Annotated in this window: 19 protein-coding genes; 6 read left to right on the top strand and 13 right to left on the bottom strand. The window is 50.8% G+C overall.

Going from position 1 to position 13,338, the window contains the following annotated elements:
- Positions 1-189: 189 nt before the first annotated feature.
- From J1N60_RS20560 to J1N60_RS20730, 4 genes are all read right to left on the bottom strand, one after another.
- Positions 190-573: a DUF7522 family protein gene (locus J1N60_RS20560; RefSeq protein WP_312912745.1), complete on the bottom strand. Its 384-nt coding sequence runs from the start codon at positions 571-573 to the stop codon at positions 190-192.
- Positions 574-845: 272 nt separating this feature from the next.
- Positions 846-1,034, bottom strand: coding sequence for a DUF7344 domain-containing protein (locus tag J1N60_RS20740; protein ID WP_425499368.1), 189 nt, complete (start codon positions 1,032-1,034; stop codon positions 846-848).
- Positions 1,030-1,191, bottom strand: coding sequence for a DUF7344 domain-containing protein (locus J1N60_RS20735; protein WP_425499365.1), 162 nt, complete (start codon positions 1,189-1,191; stop codon positions 1,030-1,032). The genes J1N60_RS20740 and J1N60_RS20735 overlap by 5 nt, the downstream gene beginning before the upstream one ends.
- A 141-nt stretch (positions 1,192-1,332) precedes the next feature.
- A complete protein-coding gene (locus J1N60_RS20730; RefSeq protein ID WP_425499364.1) occupies positions 1,333-1,623 on the bottom strand; it encodes a HalOD1 output domain-containing protein in 291 nt (96 codons plus the stop codon).
- Between the two features lie 727 nt (positions 1,624-2,350).
- Between J1N60_RS20730 and J1N60_RS20555 the strand changes: the two genes are divergently transcribed.
- From J1N60_RS20555 to J1N60_RS20535, 5 genes are all read left to right on the top strand, one after another.
- Positions 2,351-2,515: a hypothetical protein gene (locus J1N60_RS20555; protein ID WP_312912744.1), complete on the top strand. Its 165-nt coding sequence runs from the start codon at positions 2,351-2,353 to the stop codon at positions 2,513-2,515.
- Positions 2,516-2,579: 64 nt separating this feature from the next.
- Positions 2,580-3,071: an FxLYD domain-containing protein gene (locus J1N60_RS20550; RefSeq protein ID WP_312912743.1), complete on the top strand. Its 492-nt coding sequence runs from the start codon at positions 2,580-2,582 to the stop codon at positions 3,069-3,071.
- Between the two features lie 84 nt (positions 3,072-3,155).
- The gene (locus J1N60_RS20545) at positions 3,156-3,761 is read left to right on the top strand and encodes a hypothetical protein (protein WP_312912742.1); all 606 of its coding nucleotides are present in this window, start codon (positions 3,156-3,158) and stop codon (positions 3,759-3,761) included.
- Between the two features lie 262 nt (positions 3,762-4,023).
- On the top strand, positions 4,024-5,142 hold the full coding sequence (locus J1N60_RS20540; RefSeq protein WP_312912741.1) for a tyrosine-type recombinase/integrase: 1,119 nt from the start codon (positions 4,024-4,026) through the stop codon (positions 5,140-5,142).
- A 284-nt stretch (positions 5,143-5,426) separates the two neighbouring features.
- Positions 5,427-6,254, top strand: coding sequence for a hypothetical protein (locus tag J1N60_RS20535; RefSeq protein ID WP_312912740.1), 828 nt, complete (start codon positions 5,427-5,429; stop codon positions 6,252-6,254).
- Between the two features lie 521 nt (positions 6,255-6,775).
- Here the strand turns inward: J1N60_RS20535 and J1N60_RS20530 are convergent.
- Together J1N60_RS20530 and J1N60_RS20525 are read right to left on the bottom strand one after the other, a co-directional pair.
- Complete coding sequence (locus J1N60_RS20530; protein WP_312912739.1) at positions 6,776-7,402, bottom strand: hypothetical protein; 627 nt, start codon at positions 7,400-7,402, stop codon at positions 6,776-6,778.
- Positions 7,399-8,199 carry a hypothetical protein gene (locus J1N60_RS20525; protein WP_312912738.1) on the bottom strand — a complete coding sequence of 267 codons (801 nt, stop codon included), beginning with the start codon at positions 8,197-8,199 and terminating at the stop codon, positions 7,399-7,401. Before J1N60_RS20525 ends, J1N60_RS20530 begins: the two co-directional genes overlap by 4 nt.
- A 217-nt stretch (positions 8,200-8,416) precedes the next feature.
- Between J1N60_RS20525 and J1N60_RS20520 the strand changes: the two genes are divergently transcribed.
- Positions 8,417-9,187 carry a hypothetical protein gene (locus J1N60_RS20520; protein WP_312912737.1) on the top strand — a complete coding sequence of 257 codons (771 nt, stop codon included), beginning with the start codon at positions 8,417-8,419 and terminating at the stop codon, positions 9,185-9,187.
- 20 nt (positions 9,188-9,207) lie between these two features.
- Here the strand turns inward: J1N60_RS20520 and J1N60_RS20515 are convergent, their stop codons facing one another.
- From J1N60_RS20515 to J1N60_RS20485, 7 genes are all read right to left on the bottom strand, one after another.
- On the bottom strand, positions 9,208-9,468 hold the full coding sequence (locus J1N60_RS20515; RefSeq protein WP_312912736.1) for a hypothetical protein: 261 nt from the start codon (positions 9,466-9,468) through the stop codon (positions 9,208-9,210).
- Positions 9,469-9,678: a DUF7964 domain-containing protein gene (locus J1N60_RS20510; RefSeq protein ID WP_312912735.1), complete on the bottom strand. Its 210-nt coding sequence runs from the start codon at positions 9,676-9,678 to the stop codon at positions 9,469-9,471.
- A gap of 249 nt (positions 9,679-9,927) precedes the next feature.
- The gene (locus J1N60_RS20505; protein WP_312912734.1) at positions 9,928-10,158 is read right to left on the bottom strand and encodes a hypothetical protein; all 231 of its coding nucleotides are present in this window, start codon (positions 10,156-10,158) and stop codon (positions 9,928-9,930) included.
- A gap of 78 nt (positions 10,159-10,236) precedes the next feature.
- Complete coding sequence (locus J1N60_RS20500) at positions 10,237-10,503, bottom strand: hypothetical protein (protein WP_312912733.1); 267 nt, start codon at positions 10,501-10,503, stop codon at positions 10,237-10,239.
- A 204-nt stretch (positions 10,504-10,707) separates the two neighbouring features.
- A complete protein-coding gene (tcmP, locus tag J1N60_RS20495) occupies positions 10,708-11,577 on the bottom strand; it encodes a three-Cys-motif partner protein TcmP (RefSeq protein WP_312912732.1) in 870 nt (289 codons plus the stop codon).
- Between the two features lie 72 nt (positions 11,578-11,649).
- The gene (locus J1N60_RS20490; RefSeq protein WP_312912731.1) at positions 11,650-12,699 is read right to left on the bottom strand and encodes an SPL family radical SAM protein; all 1,050 of its coding nucleotides are present in this window, start codon (positions 12,697-12,699) and stop codon (positions 11,650-11,652) included.
- 329 nt (positions 12,700-13,028) lie between these two features.
- Positions 13,029-13,280, bottom strand: a complete 252-nt coding sequence (locus tag J1N60_RS20485; protein ID WP_312912730.1) for a helix-hairpin-helix domain-containing protein — start codon at positions 13,278-13,280, stop codon at positions 13,029-13,031.
- Between the last annotated feature and the right edge of the window lie 58 nt (positions 13,281-13,338).

Genomic DNA, 13,338 nt, shown 5'->3' with positions numbered 1-13,338 from the left:
TACAATCTGGCCGTTAGAATAATACCGACCCGGCCGAGACTGTCGATTGCGCGGGGAGGGGGACATCGCCAGCCCAGGTGTTGCTGCGGATCCTCCAACCACCAATCATCATTTCCCCGCGTTTGAACACCAACGCCCTCGATCATTGAGGCGGTTTTGAAGATACTACCGCAGTCCGCAGCAGTGTCGTCACTCGATACCGACATCAACGACGTCGGCACACTCACTCACTAGCTCACGGATATCGTCAGCGGCCCCCGCATCGATTGCAGCGACAATTCCCTCGGTTTCGCCAACGACGAAGTGAAGCTCTGTTGCATCTTTGAAAAAGCGGGTGATTGCGAGTAATCGTCCATGCGCATACAGCGACTCCTGGTGTGGCGTATCCAGTGCTTCTAATCGGTTATCGCGGAAGACTCGCTGGAGATCGCCACAGTCGTATGCTGACTCGACATCATCCCGGGCGAACAGGAAGTCGGTCTCTTCGGGCGTATAGTATCCAACGCTCCGCAGATCGTCGTCAAACTCCTCCTCCAGGTAGCCGAGGAGTTCGCCCGCCGTTTCTTGTGCCATATCGAGTGAATTAACAGCCTTTGATAATAAGAATGTAGGCTACCGCTGAGTGATGCCTCTACCATTTTGAGCTGCTGAATCCTCAAGAAATCGCATATCACTACCTTGTAAATGGTGTTGACATATGTGATGGCAAATATCGTCACTCAGCCAGAACAGTTGGGAGCAATCGGTCTCCCCGGCGAATACATTGCTGCGCTCAGGATTGCGACGAGTAATGTTCTACAGCGAGCTCAAGGAGCGCCTGAAGGGCGCGAGTAGGTCGGGGTAGTTCACGTTTCGTCTCCCTCTTCTGGCTCTTCGATTATTTTTGCGATAGTGAGAAGGGCGTCAAATTCCTCGGGCGAACCCTGTGCCTGAATAACCCCTTGTTCTTTGTCATACTGGATGAACTCAACTTCAGCAGATTTTGGAAGGTGTACGTGTTTCAGGTCAATGGCGATTTTTTCGAACCGATCAATACTCCCATCTGTCTCCGACGGGTCGTCTTCCCATTTCTCTATTTTTTTTCACCAGTTCAGAAACGGCTACTGGTCCGTCTTTTTCGTAGAGACAATACAAAGCATATCGCCGTCTTTGATCTTCCAACAATTCAAAGACTTCGTCTAATGCAACCATATGCAATATTTGCCGTGTTAGCATTTAACGCTCCCTATCGCCACGTTCTCACGTCATTCTCGTACAAGTACATGCGATAGCTCCGCCCCGCTGAACCAACTATTCGCTAGGCGTCGAACGGTCAAAGAGAACATTAGGGGTCTATTCATCACTGACTACGATCTCGTCTCCCTCAATCTGGACTTCGTAATCGTCGACAGAGAAGGCGACCGAAACGTGGTCAGAAGAGGAGACGAGTGCATCGAGAGCGTCCGGATCGACTTGATCAAACAATGTTGTATCGAGAGCGTCCGAAACGTCGGTTATTTCGACGTCTTCAGCATGCGCAACGGCGTCGATTACGGCAATGCTCGGTCTCGTAACCGAGCAGTCGTATTCCTCCCGTACCGAACCGCTATCTCCATCGTTACCCCCCCATACATCTCCTTGCAACTTCAGAGGGAAATATTTGCCGCCAAATGACAGAGAGCGTGATTCTCAACCAGTCTACTACGCAGTTTCTCTATAGCACAACTATCACTGCCAGTCAAGTCTCTCGTGTTCAGACATTATTCAATCGTACAAACTTCAGACGAACGCCTGCCTGCTAAAACCGGACTCATCGAATAAACTCAATCAGCTTGCGCTGGTGATTGAAGATTCTGGCTAAGAACTGTCCACTTACCTCCAAAGGGGAACTAAGAGGTCTTTGTCGATTGGTTGAATGGCTGCTCCCTCACATTTTGTGAAGCCCAAGTTTCGTGACTGCACCGATTGAGAGTCCCGCAATCCCAAGTAAAACGATGATAGGAACCCCAATCGAGAGCGTTGTTCCCAGCAATGGACTGAACGTTATATCAGCACCCGCTAGCATCTCTCGAACGACGTGGCGGCCAACGAAATAGAACTGAATGCCGAGTCCAATACCGAGCAGTGCAAAGACCGGTAATATTCGACGTCCCATACCCTATAATCGAACACCCCACTATAGAGGCCTCTGGCCACTCTACAACCATATGTCAAGAACTATGTGGGTGACTCTCTCGCTTGATCGAGTTGCGTTCTAATATTGGGCATAAGCAATTACAACGATTCTCAGAAATTGTGCAGTCACCTTCGCAGGTGGGGTACGATCATCTAATCCGACTCTTTTTATCCAATCGGGCGGCCAACGCCGGCGATGCACCCACAGGACGACCTCCTCGTGATCGAAGCGCTCGTCGAGTATTCCCGAACCCGTCGCGACCACGCACCCGACCGGAGCGAGCGCGCCTACGCGATCGCCGACACGATGGCCGCCGAGCACGGGCTGGGGCTCGAAGATGCGATACGGCAGATCGAGTAATTGAACCCCCCAGAACTAGTAGTGGGCCAACATATTTATGTAACGAACAGTCCTCTGTGCGGTTATGTTCCGACGAAAACTATTGGCAACTGGTGGGACTCTCCTCTCGCTTACGATTGCGGGCTGTGCCTCAAGCGACGACGGCAACGGTGACCGAGAGGAAGGGGCAACTGACGACGGCAACGGAAACGGGAATGGAAACGGAGAGGATTCGGGCAACGGAAACGGCGACGATAGCAGTCAGGAGAGTAGCGACGATGATGGCAGTGCCGAAGAGGAGAAGCAGGTCGAAGTTCTCGAACATGAATGGTACAACAATGGTTCCTACGACGCGGGTGTGAAGGGCCGTCTGGAGAACGTTTCTGGCGAGGAGCTCTCCTATGTCGGCATCGAGGTGTTCTTCCTCGATGAGGAAGGGACCCAAATCGGAGAAGGACTGGATAACACGACCGATCTTGCTGAAGGCCGGGTGTGGGAGTTTGATGCGGGCTATCTCGATGATGACCCCCAGCGCGTGGACAGTTACGAGATAAAGCCCGATGTAATGAATTACTGAGCTCCATCATCGACGAGTTATCGCCTTAGTTCAAGGTATATATACCATCCGTGACTTTTTACTCTCGGAGAAATATCAGAATCCATGGCAAACTACGATGAACACGCACGGTGGGGGAAGTATGCTGCAATCGGTGCAGGCCTCCTCGCTTGTGCACTTGTATACAGGAGCACGAGAGATCCAAGATGGGCAATCGGTCTCGGTGGAATAGTCTCCTTCTTAGTATTCGTGTTCTCAATCTTCCCCGATACCGATCACCCCCAATCGATTCCATACCGGCGAGCGGTAATTCTCGCAAAAATCGGAATTCTTGGTGTAGGCGGTTATTTCGTCTATATCGGGTTCGACAAGGTGTTGGCGTACGTTTCGGCGACGGTTGCAAATCTCGTCCCAGATGTTTCGCCTGCTGCATTGACTATCGGAATTATCGCGCTTACCATGCTTGTTGCGATGGCGCTTGTCCCCGACTTCATAAATCGGGCAACGGGCTCTCACCGGGAGTGGACACACAGCTGGTCTGCTGGCGTGGTAATAGCACTGAGTCTCGCCTCGACAGGTGTCGTCGGCTTATCACAATATGGGGTTGAAACGCCCTTCCCGATCGAATACCTCGGAATTGCAATTGTCGCAGCGGTGTTATTTGGACTCGCAATCCACTTCTACCGGGATGGAATCCTATTCGGAAAGTAGCGTAAGTACCCCCTCCGTTTCCTATCCGTCCGCTAACAGGCGTCAGACGTTGATATCTTGGGTATTAGCATCTAGGAGTAGAGACGCGCAAAGATATAGCGGCATACGGTACATGACGGCCTACAAACACCCCAATTCCAACGATTTCTGGACTCTCACAGCCTGAAACCATATTTCGATTAACCCCAACAGTACACAGCACATTAGACCAATAGTCTGCGGTGGATTTACTAGGGTTGCCGCTGTCTGGTAAGCTAAGTCGATGGAAACCAGCAATTCAGGGCCTACACCCCAGGGAAAACGGCTCGAGGACGCAAAGGCAGAGTTCCTTGAGCGCCAGTCGGGGAACTACGCGAAGAATCTCGACCGCGTGCTCGAGAAGTGGATCGACTGGTGTGACGATCGTGGCGTCACCACACTCGAGGGCGTGAGTAAACGCACGATGGGGAACTACGCCGCCCACCTCGATCGGCGCGTCGAAGCGGGCCAGTCCGACCACGTCGACGGCGGCATCGCGGCGTCGACGGCGTGGACCTACTACAACCAAGTGTCGGCGTTCCTCTCCTGGGCGGTCAAATACGACTACCTCGCGGAGAACCCGGCTGAGAAACAGGTCGCGAAAGACGACATGCCGCCCCGCCCATCCTCGAACAGCGGCGACCAACAGTTCTGGAGCGTCGAGCAGCGCCGGGCGATCGTGGACTACGTCGACGAACGAGCTCGGGACGCGATCGACGAGAAAGGATCGGACGCTATCGAAGAAGTTCGTGACCGGGCGCTCATCACGGTTCTCGCGTACTCGGGCGTACGCGGCGCCGAGGTCCTTGCCGATTCGAACGACGCCCGTCGGAACGGTCTGCGCTGGCAGAGCGTCGACCTCGAGGCCGGGACGATCACGGTCCTGGGGAAGAACCAGCAACGCGAGGAGACGCCGCTCACCTCGAAAGCGGTCGCACCTCTCGAGCGGCTGTACCAAATCGTCGACCCGCCGGCCGACGGCTGGCCGGTGTTCCCCTCGAGGCATCCGCCGTCGCTGTACGGGGCGATCGAGGACGCCGACCACGATCGGCCCGACGGAAACCCGTGGGCGTACGTCCTCGAGCACGGCATCGAACCGCCGTCGCTCTCGACGTCAGGTGTACGCACGCTATTGAAACGCTTCTCCGAAGAAGCAAACATCCCCGATCTCGAGGATGGTGAGTATCTGACGTTGCACGGGGCTCGCCGGGGTGTCGGTGAAACACTCTTTCGCGAGCGCGGCGCCGCGACCGCTCAACGGATGCTCCGGCACGCCGATCCGAAGACGACTTCGCAGATGTACTCCCACATCGAAGCGAGCGAGCTGGGCGAAGACGTCAGTGAGGTGTTCAACGGTGAATAGAACTCTCTAACAGTATCCCTAAGCGCCCCTAAATTCAACATGACAGTGTCTCGTTCACACGATCAAGCAGAGCGTGAAACAGTGAAATTAACTACTTACTGGCAATTCATCAGTGCCATTCTTCAAACTTTGTCGAAAATTCTATGCAAACCGGGACAAAAAGCCCTTGTATACCTTGTTCGAACTGTCTTCTGACTCACCAATATTGCTATTTTCAATATTTAATCAATAGAATACAAATATTTAACCCAAATCTTTATATGCATATTTGGCATAGAATTAATATGAATCGTCGTTCAGTCCTCCAAGCGACCGCATTGATTGGAACGACCTCTATAGCAGGATGCCTTTCTAACTCTGTATGGAACGCAGACGACCCCGAAGCGCTTCCCTCCGCTTCTACTCATCGACCACCAAATGGTACCCCAACTGAACTCATTAGAGCAGATTACACAGATAATTCTCACGATGAAGCGATCCCATTAACTGAATTTGAATCTTCCGCCCAGCGTGAACTTGCAATCGCCATCACCCGTCTCTCTTATTCTGGCTCTGGTGAATCAGATCTTCCGTTTGGCTTAGGCGACTCAGATTTTGCACTATCTGATACAGACCTCTCTTCCTCGGTAGTTGAATGGCATGGTGAGTATTTTCGAGTAAGAATGCCGGTTGGTGAACCGGAACCTAACGGGGTTGAATTAGTAGACCCATTTGAGCTCGAATTAGCGCTTGAAGATGATAGACTTACGGTTGAAGTTGTGAACAGGAGCGAGAAACCATACGAGGTTAATCACTACGGAAGACCGTACCACGGGATACTGGTTGCATGGGACGGTGAACCGCATATTCTCAAAAACGATTATTATACAGATAATGAAGCGATAAACGTAAAGGGAGATTTTGTCTATCCCGACCATTATCGAAAACATGATGATCTTCCTGGGATCCTTGAATTGAAGCCTGAAGAATCAATCAAAGAAAGATATACAGTACCAAATAATCTTGATGCTGAGACAACGATCTGGATGGACACAGATTTCCGCGAAAGTCAAACATCAGAGGATACTAAACGAAAATTTCAAACCTATGTTTGGGATATATATGTAAAATAGGTTTCGAAGGTCGTGTTTAGAAAAGAATGAGGGTCAAACTAGGTGAATTCAGTTGTTCCGTGAGAAAGCGCCTGTTTTAGTGGTTGTAGGAGCTAGGACGGTTAGATTTTGTGAAGCTAGATTGTGCTGTACCGGGCTATGGATTTCGATGACAGTGGCTAGTTAGGTCCGTTTGATGAGCGAACAGGCTGTGGAGCGTGATCAGAATAAATTTGTAGTCTAACACAATCTCTGCGAGTCTGTGTTACTCGCTGATAACTATAGCTATCTGACTGCAACCTTGTTAGGAGATTGAGTGGTTAATTCGGTTACATCGGTCGAAACTGATCGGAAAGTGGGTATGAGACGTTGAATACGCAGATTAATAACCTCCACAACTCTTGGGTGGGTGATCGGGCCAATGTTAAACGGCGTATTTTTCGCTCTGCAAAACTCCAAGGCTTGTTACCTCGTCAACCCTTGAATCATGGCTGCCATCCTGTTTTATCACATGATGGATAATATTTTAATATTATCAAAAACTAATTTATGTGGCCATCAACTTTATACTCTGTACAATATGCTGGTCGATCAACTCTTTCATCTTTACCATTTGTTCCGTCATTATAGCAACCGTATTCAACTGCACCAATATCATTCCAACTCGACATCACTGTGGCTTTATCATTCGCAAATATCGCTGCATCCCGGTGTTCTCCATTATATAGATGAATCAGTTCGTGGAAAGATATGTTGTCTATTGGCGACCAAGAAAGATCTCCTTCGTAAGCATAATCAACAATTCCTACTCTATCATCGCAATAAATTGCACTCCCTATTGTTGATACCCATCCTTGATGTCCTTCTTGATCCGCATGGTCTAATATAATAACTGCATCAGTAGAATCCCACCAATAAGGACCATCATCATTGAACCATTCAACTGCCTCGTCTAACCGATCCGAGAGGGGTTGTTCACTATAACGATTGAACTCAAGATCCAATCTATCATTCGTCTGTGTATAGAAGTACGCGTCCTCAGAATCACTTAAGAAATTTTCCCACTGAGTAGAACAATGATCTGCTGCTCGATCTAAGGTACTCTCTGGATTACCTGAATAATACTGGTAAAATCGTTCTGTCATAACAAAATCCTGGATTACAGTCATACGTTTTCACCTTTTTTAGAAGCTACAACAAGATTACCCTTGCTTTTTGCACTTTCTTTCATATTTCTATAGTGCTTTGATAAAAGATGATCTGATTTTCTAGGAACCACAATTTTGTCTTCCGCTCCAAAGAACTCTACTACACCATGGTGCCGAGCAATTAGTGTTGGCTTTATTTCCATTTCGACCGGGTCAGGTTTTATAAACCGTTCTTTTGTTATGGTTTTATCATTCATCCTTGATTTGATTTCAACTTCCTCTGTTTCATTTGGCTTGGGAATTATGTGGACTTTCTCTTTCTCCAACGATATTTCTTCCATGTCACCATTATCTAGATGGATGTTTTTATCACCAAAATTCAAATCAACCCCTTTATTTGCTGCAGTAATCTTTGGACAATACTGGGAATAGGGGTTAGATAATCTAACATAGCTAATACCATGCCCTTGGAAAGTTCCATCAACAGGCAACACGTGTGTTTTAGTTCTATTTTTAAAATATGAAGGAGAGCGAATTTTGCCTTTATATCCAATGGCTATGTTTTTTGGACTCTTATTTCTTTCAGATGTTCTTAGAAGTGTTACTACCCCATCAGATGTTAAATATTCTAAGCCACCACAACCTACAGTAGTTGTTTGATTGCTCACTCCTCTATACTCTACGCTTAATTCTGTGAATTTACACGTGCCCAATAAGAGATCCTCGGCTGCTGCAGTACTTGTGGCTGATAACCCAGTTGTACTTAATGCTGTAATCATACTTGCCTGCTTCATTATTTCTCTTCTTGATTTTTCCATACTTCAAACACCAAAATGACATTATAGACAACCAATTATAAATCTTTCTGAGTTTTACATTTTTTGAAAGTTGGTGTGATGAATCGACATATGAAATTGGATTTGTTTAACTCACTGTACAATAGATAATGTAGATGACATAAATCATGACGTTTAACGGAACTCATAATAACAGCTTCACGTAGACATACCATCGCCAACTGTGCGCCATATATAAATGAGAAGTCCGTTTCAGACAGCACTCGAGTACGCCGATCGACGCGTCAAGACGGCTCGGGAGGGGATGCTCGACGTCCCGCTCGAGGACCTGTTCATTCCGCCCAATCGCGTGCTCGACCTCGGTCCCGGTCCCGACCGCGACGAGCTGGTCGCCGCCCTCGAGTTGGGGTGTGTCGAGCGCAACGTCTCTATCCCGCACATGTTTTCCTTCGGCGCTGGCGACGCTAGCGAGTGGGACGACTGTACCGAGTGCGGTCACCCGGTACCGGTTCGCTACGACGAGCGCTGTCGGATGTGCACCGACGGTGAGTGGACCGACCGGATGACCAGCGCGATCGAGGCGCTAGCCCGTGGCGCTCGCGAACGGAACAGCTCGTTCGCTCATCGCCTCCCGACGCAACTCTCGCCGACCGAACCCGGCGCGGCCCCGCTTCCGGGAGCAATCCTCTGGCGGCGTCACAACGCCGAGGGGACGTCGAAACTCGTCGAGGTCACCCAGCGCCTCGAAGACGCCGACGACGGTCACTTCGAGTACGTGTTGATGGACCCGACCCACACTGACCGCTGGCAGTACCACGAGGACGACCTCGAGGATTGCTTCTGGGATACGGGTCTCCGGAATGAGGAGATAAAGCCGATCATGGACGACCGGATTCGCGAGGTCTTCCAGCGGGTTCACCCCCATCTCTTCCGGACGGTTCACGACTCGGAGACGCTCGAACCTGCCGGCGAGCAGTGTATCGGGTGCCGAAAACGGAGAGACGAATGATCGACCGATTCGCTGCGAACTCATTCTTTCTCATCTAGGAAATATTCTGGATCAGACAGACGTTCAATGGCAAGCTCGCCCCGCGCAATAACAAACCAGACCACCCAGATAAAGCTAAACCCAATCGTAGCTGCGACAACATTGACCCACGTCACATCAGGATGCGTTAGAGCAAGATAAACCGCCCAAGCTGAACAGAACACGAAAACGAAGGTGAATCCCCTCTGATATCGGGACAACGCATTCCACATCTGGAGGAGGAAGGAAATTCTGGACATCATCTATTCCTCCGATCCCTCGCACCGGTGCCAGCCCTTCTCGTCGGTGTGGTGAAGGACGTACTCGGTGTCGTCTTTCTCCAAAATGAGGTACTCGTTATGCACGCTGGGCGTATCGAGGGTCATCACGCTATCGAACGCGTTCTGGGACTGGAGGTCCTGAAACTCGTCGAACGTGAGTGGCCGGTCCGGAAGGACATCTTTCAGCGCCATACGTGGGTACTCGAGTCAATCTACTTGAGTGTTCGCTGGCCCTGACGGTTGTCTCGAGCTCCCCTGAATACGACGGGAAAATAGTCTTCGCTCTCACTGGCGGAGTCCAAAATGGTCTGTTACCCCCAGGGATACAGACCGTTAGGCATTGTAGCGGACGAGTCGCACCATCATAACCCGGCCACCCCTCAGACCCAGTGGCCGTTTCCGCTACCGATCGACGTACTGGGACCTGTTTTCGAGGACTGACTACTCGTACAGATAGGAGAGGATATACGCAAGACCAAACGAAAGCAATGCCACCCCCACGGGAATCGGGTGGAGACCATCTGTCGCGAGAAGAACGAACCCAGACACCGTGACACCAATAGCAGCAAGTGCCACCTGAAGGGCGACGATCGTGGTGACGAGGTGCCTTTCAAACCGGCCTCCAGCGACCCGAAGCTGAAGATCGGGAGGGGCATCCTGACCAGCAACCATAGGTGAGATTGTGAGCGGGGCTGCAATAGGTGTTGGGGCTCTTACTGATCGACGGACCGGAACCCCCAAGTCAGGACCTTACTCGTACAACTTCCCGAGGAGATACACAGTGGCGGCCATCACGAAAATAGCCGGAAGCCATCCGAAAAGGTAGGTGACTGGCCGGGACCCAAACACGGAGTTCGCGGTAATGAGCGTCCAGATCAAAAGCGTCAAAATGAGTGCAATAGCGGTGAGCCCCCGAACGAGAAGAATCAACAACAACACGTTCTCTTCATACCCTTTCGCATCGAACCGGAGCTCGGCATCTGGGAGTTCGATCCGATCTGTGTCTGGCTCACTCATGCCCGTGCTGGTAATCGACCTGTAAACGGTTTAAGTGTTATCGGTAGATTGGTACAAACTACGAATCCACGTACCGAAACCCGCGAGTTACGGGCTTACACGGCACCGCTTCCTCGCAGGGCTCGAGTGGCTCGAACCAGAGGTGGCCGTGGTCGACATCGATTGTCTCCAGAAACTTTCGTGAAAAGTGAGGACCCTGGTGAATCAACCGAAACTCCCGAGTCCTGATTGACCGATTCTTTCGTTCGCTTTCTCCCAGAGCCTCTCTTGATTCATGATATCTTCCATGATTCCCCTTGCAGTCTTATTTTCGCACGTAAAGGCAAGATCAAACCGGTGCCGGGCGTCATGAGGCGAGACTAGCGCTTTCGTTTTCACCGGGCGAATCTCGGGATTTTCTTCGAGCTTTTCTTTATACAAATTGACATACTCATCAGCGCTGGCAGCGTTCGGCCAATCGCTATCACCCATCGTTCGCTCTACAGCACCGTGTGCGTGTTCAGCTCCTTCTGCAGCGCTCCGCAGAACGCCGGTCGTTTGGTAGTTAATCAGAATATCCATATTTGACCTACCAATGAGGGTGTCCAACGTCGATTTCTTCGCCGTGAGGCCTTTTGGATCGACGAAAGTGAACCAGTGACTAGATGTATTTACATCGGCAAGGAAACTAACTCCCCGATTGGAATCCATTTGCATTACTCTAATATATGGGTCATCACACCGTGCAACGAGGAAATCTTCACCTTCTACACCTGCTGGACTCACGTCGAACTCAAGGCCCAACCGGTCTGATATAGTTTCATGAAGCTTGTGGAAATGTGCCTCGGAGAGTTCGTAAAAGTAGAATCTGTCAAACGAGTCTTGGTGATTCTCGAGTGCAATGATGGCAGAACCATCGATTGTAACCCCGTTATCATCGATCACTGTCCGACCCGTCCCTGAGTGTGTATCGACGTACCATTTATCCTGTCGCCAGTTCGAATCCATTATCGTGGTGTACACGTCGAGGTATTCCTCGAGAATTACAAGCTTCGCCGATGTTTTCAAGTCCCCCCCGTCGAAGTGGTCAGTCATAGTTATTGACCAAAAGATGATGACTAATTCCGCATAAGTGTTACTGCTAGTACAGGTCTTCAGGAGAAGGGTCTATGATAACCGCGAGGGGATCTCCGGCATTGGTTCGTTTGGGATTTCCCGATCTGCAAACTCTTCGGGTGACTGCCTGTCTTTCCACTGCTGTAACCACTCGGAAACGTCGCTATTAGCGTGGTTTATCTGGTGTTTGTCTGGCCACAGGTGTACTGGTAAATCAAGTTCTTCGCCGATTTCTTGAACCGCTTTGAACTGCTCGAGGGAATACGAAAGCCACGTTTCTCGATCACGCAACGAGTCGAGTTGTCGGGCGAGTTCCGTTTCACCGGCGTCACGGGCGGCTTCGACGGTCATCTCGAAGTTCCCGCCTCGCGGGTTGATTGGTTCGTGGAAAATCACAGCGGGGTCGCATTCAGCAATCTGCTCTAGATGAGCTCGGAGATCGGAACGGGATTGGGTCGGATACGTCGGGCTCATACTTACGAAGGTTTGTACGCCAGCCTCTGAGAACTCTCGCAGCCCCCGGAGCCGATGTTCCGGTGATGGCGCCCGCGGCTCGATCGACGCAACTTCCGCAGCGTCCATCGTCGGGATTGACGAACCGATTGTCACATAGTCGCCAGCCTGTTTGAACGTCTCGAGATCTTGTAGTGCAAGGATCGGATTCCGGGTGAGAACTCGTGCGTACTGCCCGTGCTTTGCGAGGAGCCGGACGACCTCTCGGGTGATCTTACCCGCACGACCGTCCATATAGCAATCAGTCGCGAAAGAAATACCGACGACACCACATCCCTGATCGGTTTCATTCCACTTTTGCTTCCGCTTGAGTATTCCGTCTAGGTGGTCTGGGATTTCGTCTCGGTACAGTACGTAACTCCCCCATTCGAGTTGTGGGTTGTCCACGTCGGCGTGGTCTTTGAGCATATCCGGTCTGGTCCGGACAGCCGGAGTGCTCGGAACGTAGCAGAACTTACACCCGTGGCGGCACCCGGTCGCGACGTTGATAACGTAGTCACACAGGTGTTTGCTGTCTAACCCGGATTCGCTCAGTATCGCTTGCGTAGGGTCCTTCCCTGTTGTCACTCCCCCGGAACCTATCGACATATTAGACTTACTATGCTGGCTAGCAATAATTCTTCGGCCGACCGGCTCTGATTCACTGTTTGATCCCGACTGAGACGGTCGCTGGCTCATACTGTACCTATCTGACTACAGCCCAATAAGTAATAGTGAACAATTCTGTTTTACCGACACTGATTTTAAATACATCAGTGTGGCTATCTCACTGCCCCGGACACAACGCCTCGGCCACCATCGAATACGTTCGTCCGCAGTTCTCCCCCAGCACACTCGACGAGAGAAGGAATCACGAGGTGTTTGCTATCGGTGCTAAGGAACCATCTGCTTGTGTGATTTCGTATCATGATCTGAAGTTAGTGTATCCGTTTGAGCACTGCCTCGACCGTCCCCTCTCCAACCCCGTGCACGGACTCGAGTCGCTCTCGATCGGCGCCGCGCAACTCCTCGAAACTCGCGAACTCGCGGGCGATCGCCTTCGACGTCTTCGGGCCGACGCCGTTGACGTCCTCGACGAACGCGCGGATCTGGTCGTTTCTATCGTCGAGGTCGAACTCCAGGCGCCGTTCGAGTTCGTCGGTGTCAATCTCATTTTGCAGCTCGAACATCCCATGGCCCATAGCCTATGGATTTATTACATTTTGCCACTCGCTAGACTGTTAGATA

The sequence above is a fragment of the Natronosalvus caseinilyticus genome, assembly GCF_017357105.1.
In the GTDB taxonomy this organism is placed as follows: domain Archaea; phylum Halobacteriota; class Halobacteria; order Halobacteriales; family Natrialbaceae; genus Natronosalvus; species Natronosalvus caseinilyticus.
The sequence above is the reverse complement of the archived record's forward strand: the minus strand, read 5'-3'. Positions and strand labels throughout refer to the sequence as shown.

What these genes read in the sequence shown, in the direction of transcription:
- J1N60_RS20510 (WP_312912735.1), bottom strand. Translation starts at nt 9,678, where the DNA reads ATGGCGCTGAAAGATGTCCTTCCGGACCGGCCACTCACGTTCGACGAG.
- J1N60_RS20735 (WP_425499365.1), bottom strand. Translation starts at nt 1,191, where the DNA reads ATGGTTGCATTAGACGAAGTCTTTGAATTGTTGGAAGATCAAAGACGG.
- J1N60_RS20515 (WP_312912736.1), bottom strand. Translation starts at nt 9,468, where the DNA reads ATGATGTCCAGAATTTCCTTCCTCCTCCAGATGTGGAATGCGTTGTCC.
- J1N60_RS20485 (WP_312912730.1), bottom strand. Translation starts at nt 13,280, where the DNA reads ATGTTCGAGCTGCAAAATGAGATTGACACCGACGAACTCGAACGGCGC.
- J1N60_RS20550 (WP_312912743.1), top strand. Translation starts at nt 2,580, where the DNA reads ATGTTCCGACGAAAACTATTGGCAACTGGTGGGACTCTCCTCTCGCTT.
- J1N60_RS20525 (WP_312912738.1), bottom strand. Translation starts at nt 8,199, where the DNA reads ATGGAAAAATCAAGAAGAGAAATAATGAAGCAGGCAAGTATGATTACA.
- J1N60_RS20530 (WP_312912739.1), bottom strand. Translation starts at nt 7,402, where the DNA reads ATGACTGTAATCCAGGATTTTGTTATGACAGAACGATTTTACCAGTAT.
- J1N60_RS20520 (WP_312912737.1), top strand. Translation starts at nt 8,417, where the DNA reads ATGAGAAGTCCGTTTCAGACAGCACTCGAGTACGCCGATCGACGCGTC.
- J1N60_RS20540 (WP_312912741.1), top strand. Translation starts at nt 4,024, where the DNA reads ATGGAAACCAGCAATTCAGGGCCTACACCCCAGGGAAAACGGCTCGAG.
- J1N60_RS20560 (WP_312912745.1), bottom strand. Translation starts at nt 573, where the DNA reads ATGGCACAAGAAACGGCGGGCGAACTCCTCGGCTACCTGGAGGAGGAG.
- J1N60_RS20500 (WP_312912733.1), bottom strand. Translation starts at nt 10,503, where the DNA reads ATGAGTGAGCCAGACACAGATCGGATCGAACTCCCAGATGCCGAGCTC.
- J1N60_RS20490 (WP_312912731.1), bottom strand. Translation starts at nt 12,699, where the DNA reads ATGTCGATAGGTTCCGGGGGAGTGACAACAGGGAAGGACCCTACGCAA.
- J1N60_RS20545 (WP_312912742.1), top strand. Translation starts at nt 3,156, where the DNA reads ATGGCAAACTACGATGAACACGCACGGTGGGGGAAGTATGCTGCAATC.
- tcmP (WP_312912732.1), bottom strand. Translation starts at nt 11,577, where the DNA reads ATGACTGACCACTTCGACGGGGGGGACTTGAAAACATCGGCGAAGCTT.
- J1N60_RS20555 (WP_312912744.1), top strand. Translation starts at nt 2,351, where the DNA reads ATGCACCCACAGGACGACCTCCTCGTGATCGAAGCGCTCGTCGAGTAT.
- J1N60_RS20505 (WP_312912734.1), bottom strand. Translation starts at nt 10,158, where the DNA reads ATGGTTGCTGGTCAGGATGCCCCTCCCGATCTTCAGCTTCGGGTCGCT.
- J1N60_RS20535 (WP_312912740.1), top strand. Translation starts at nt 5,427, where the DNA reads ATGAATCGTCGTTCAGTCCTCCAAGCGACCGCATTGATTGGAACGACC.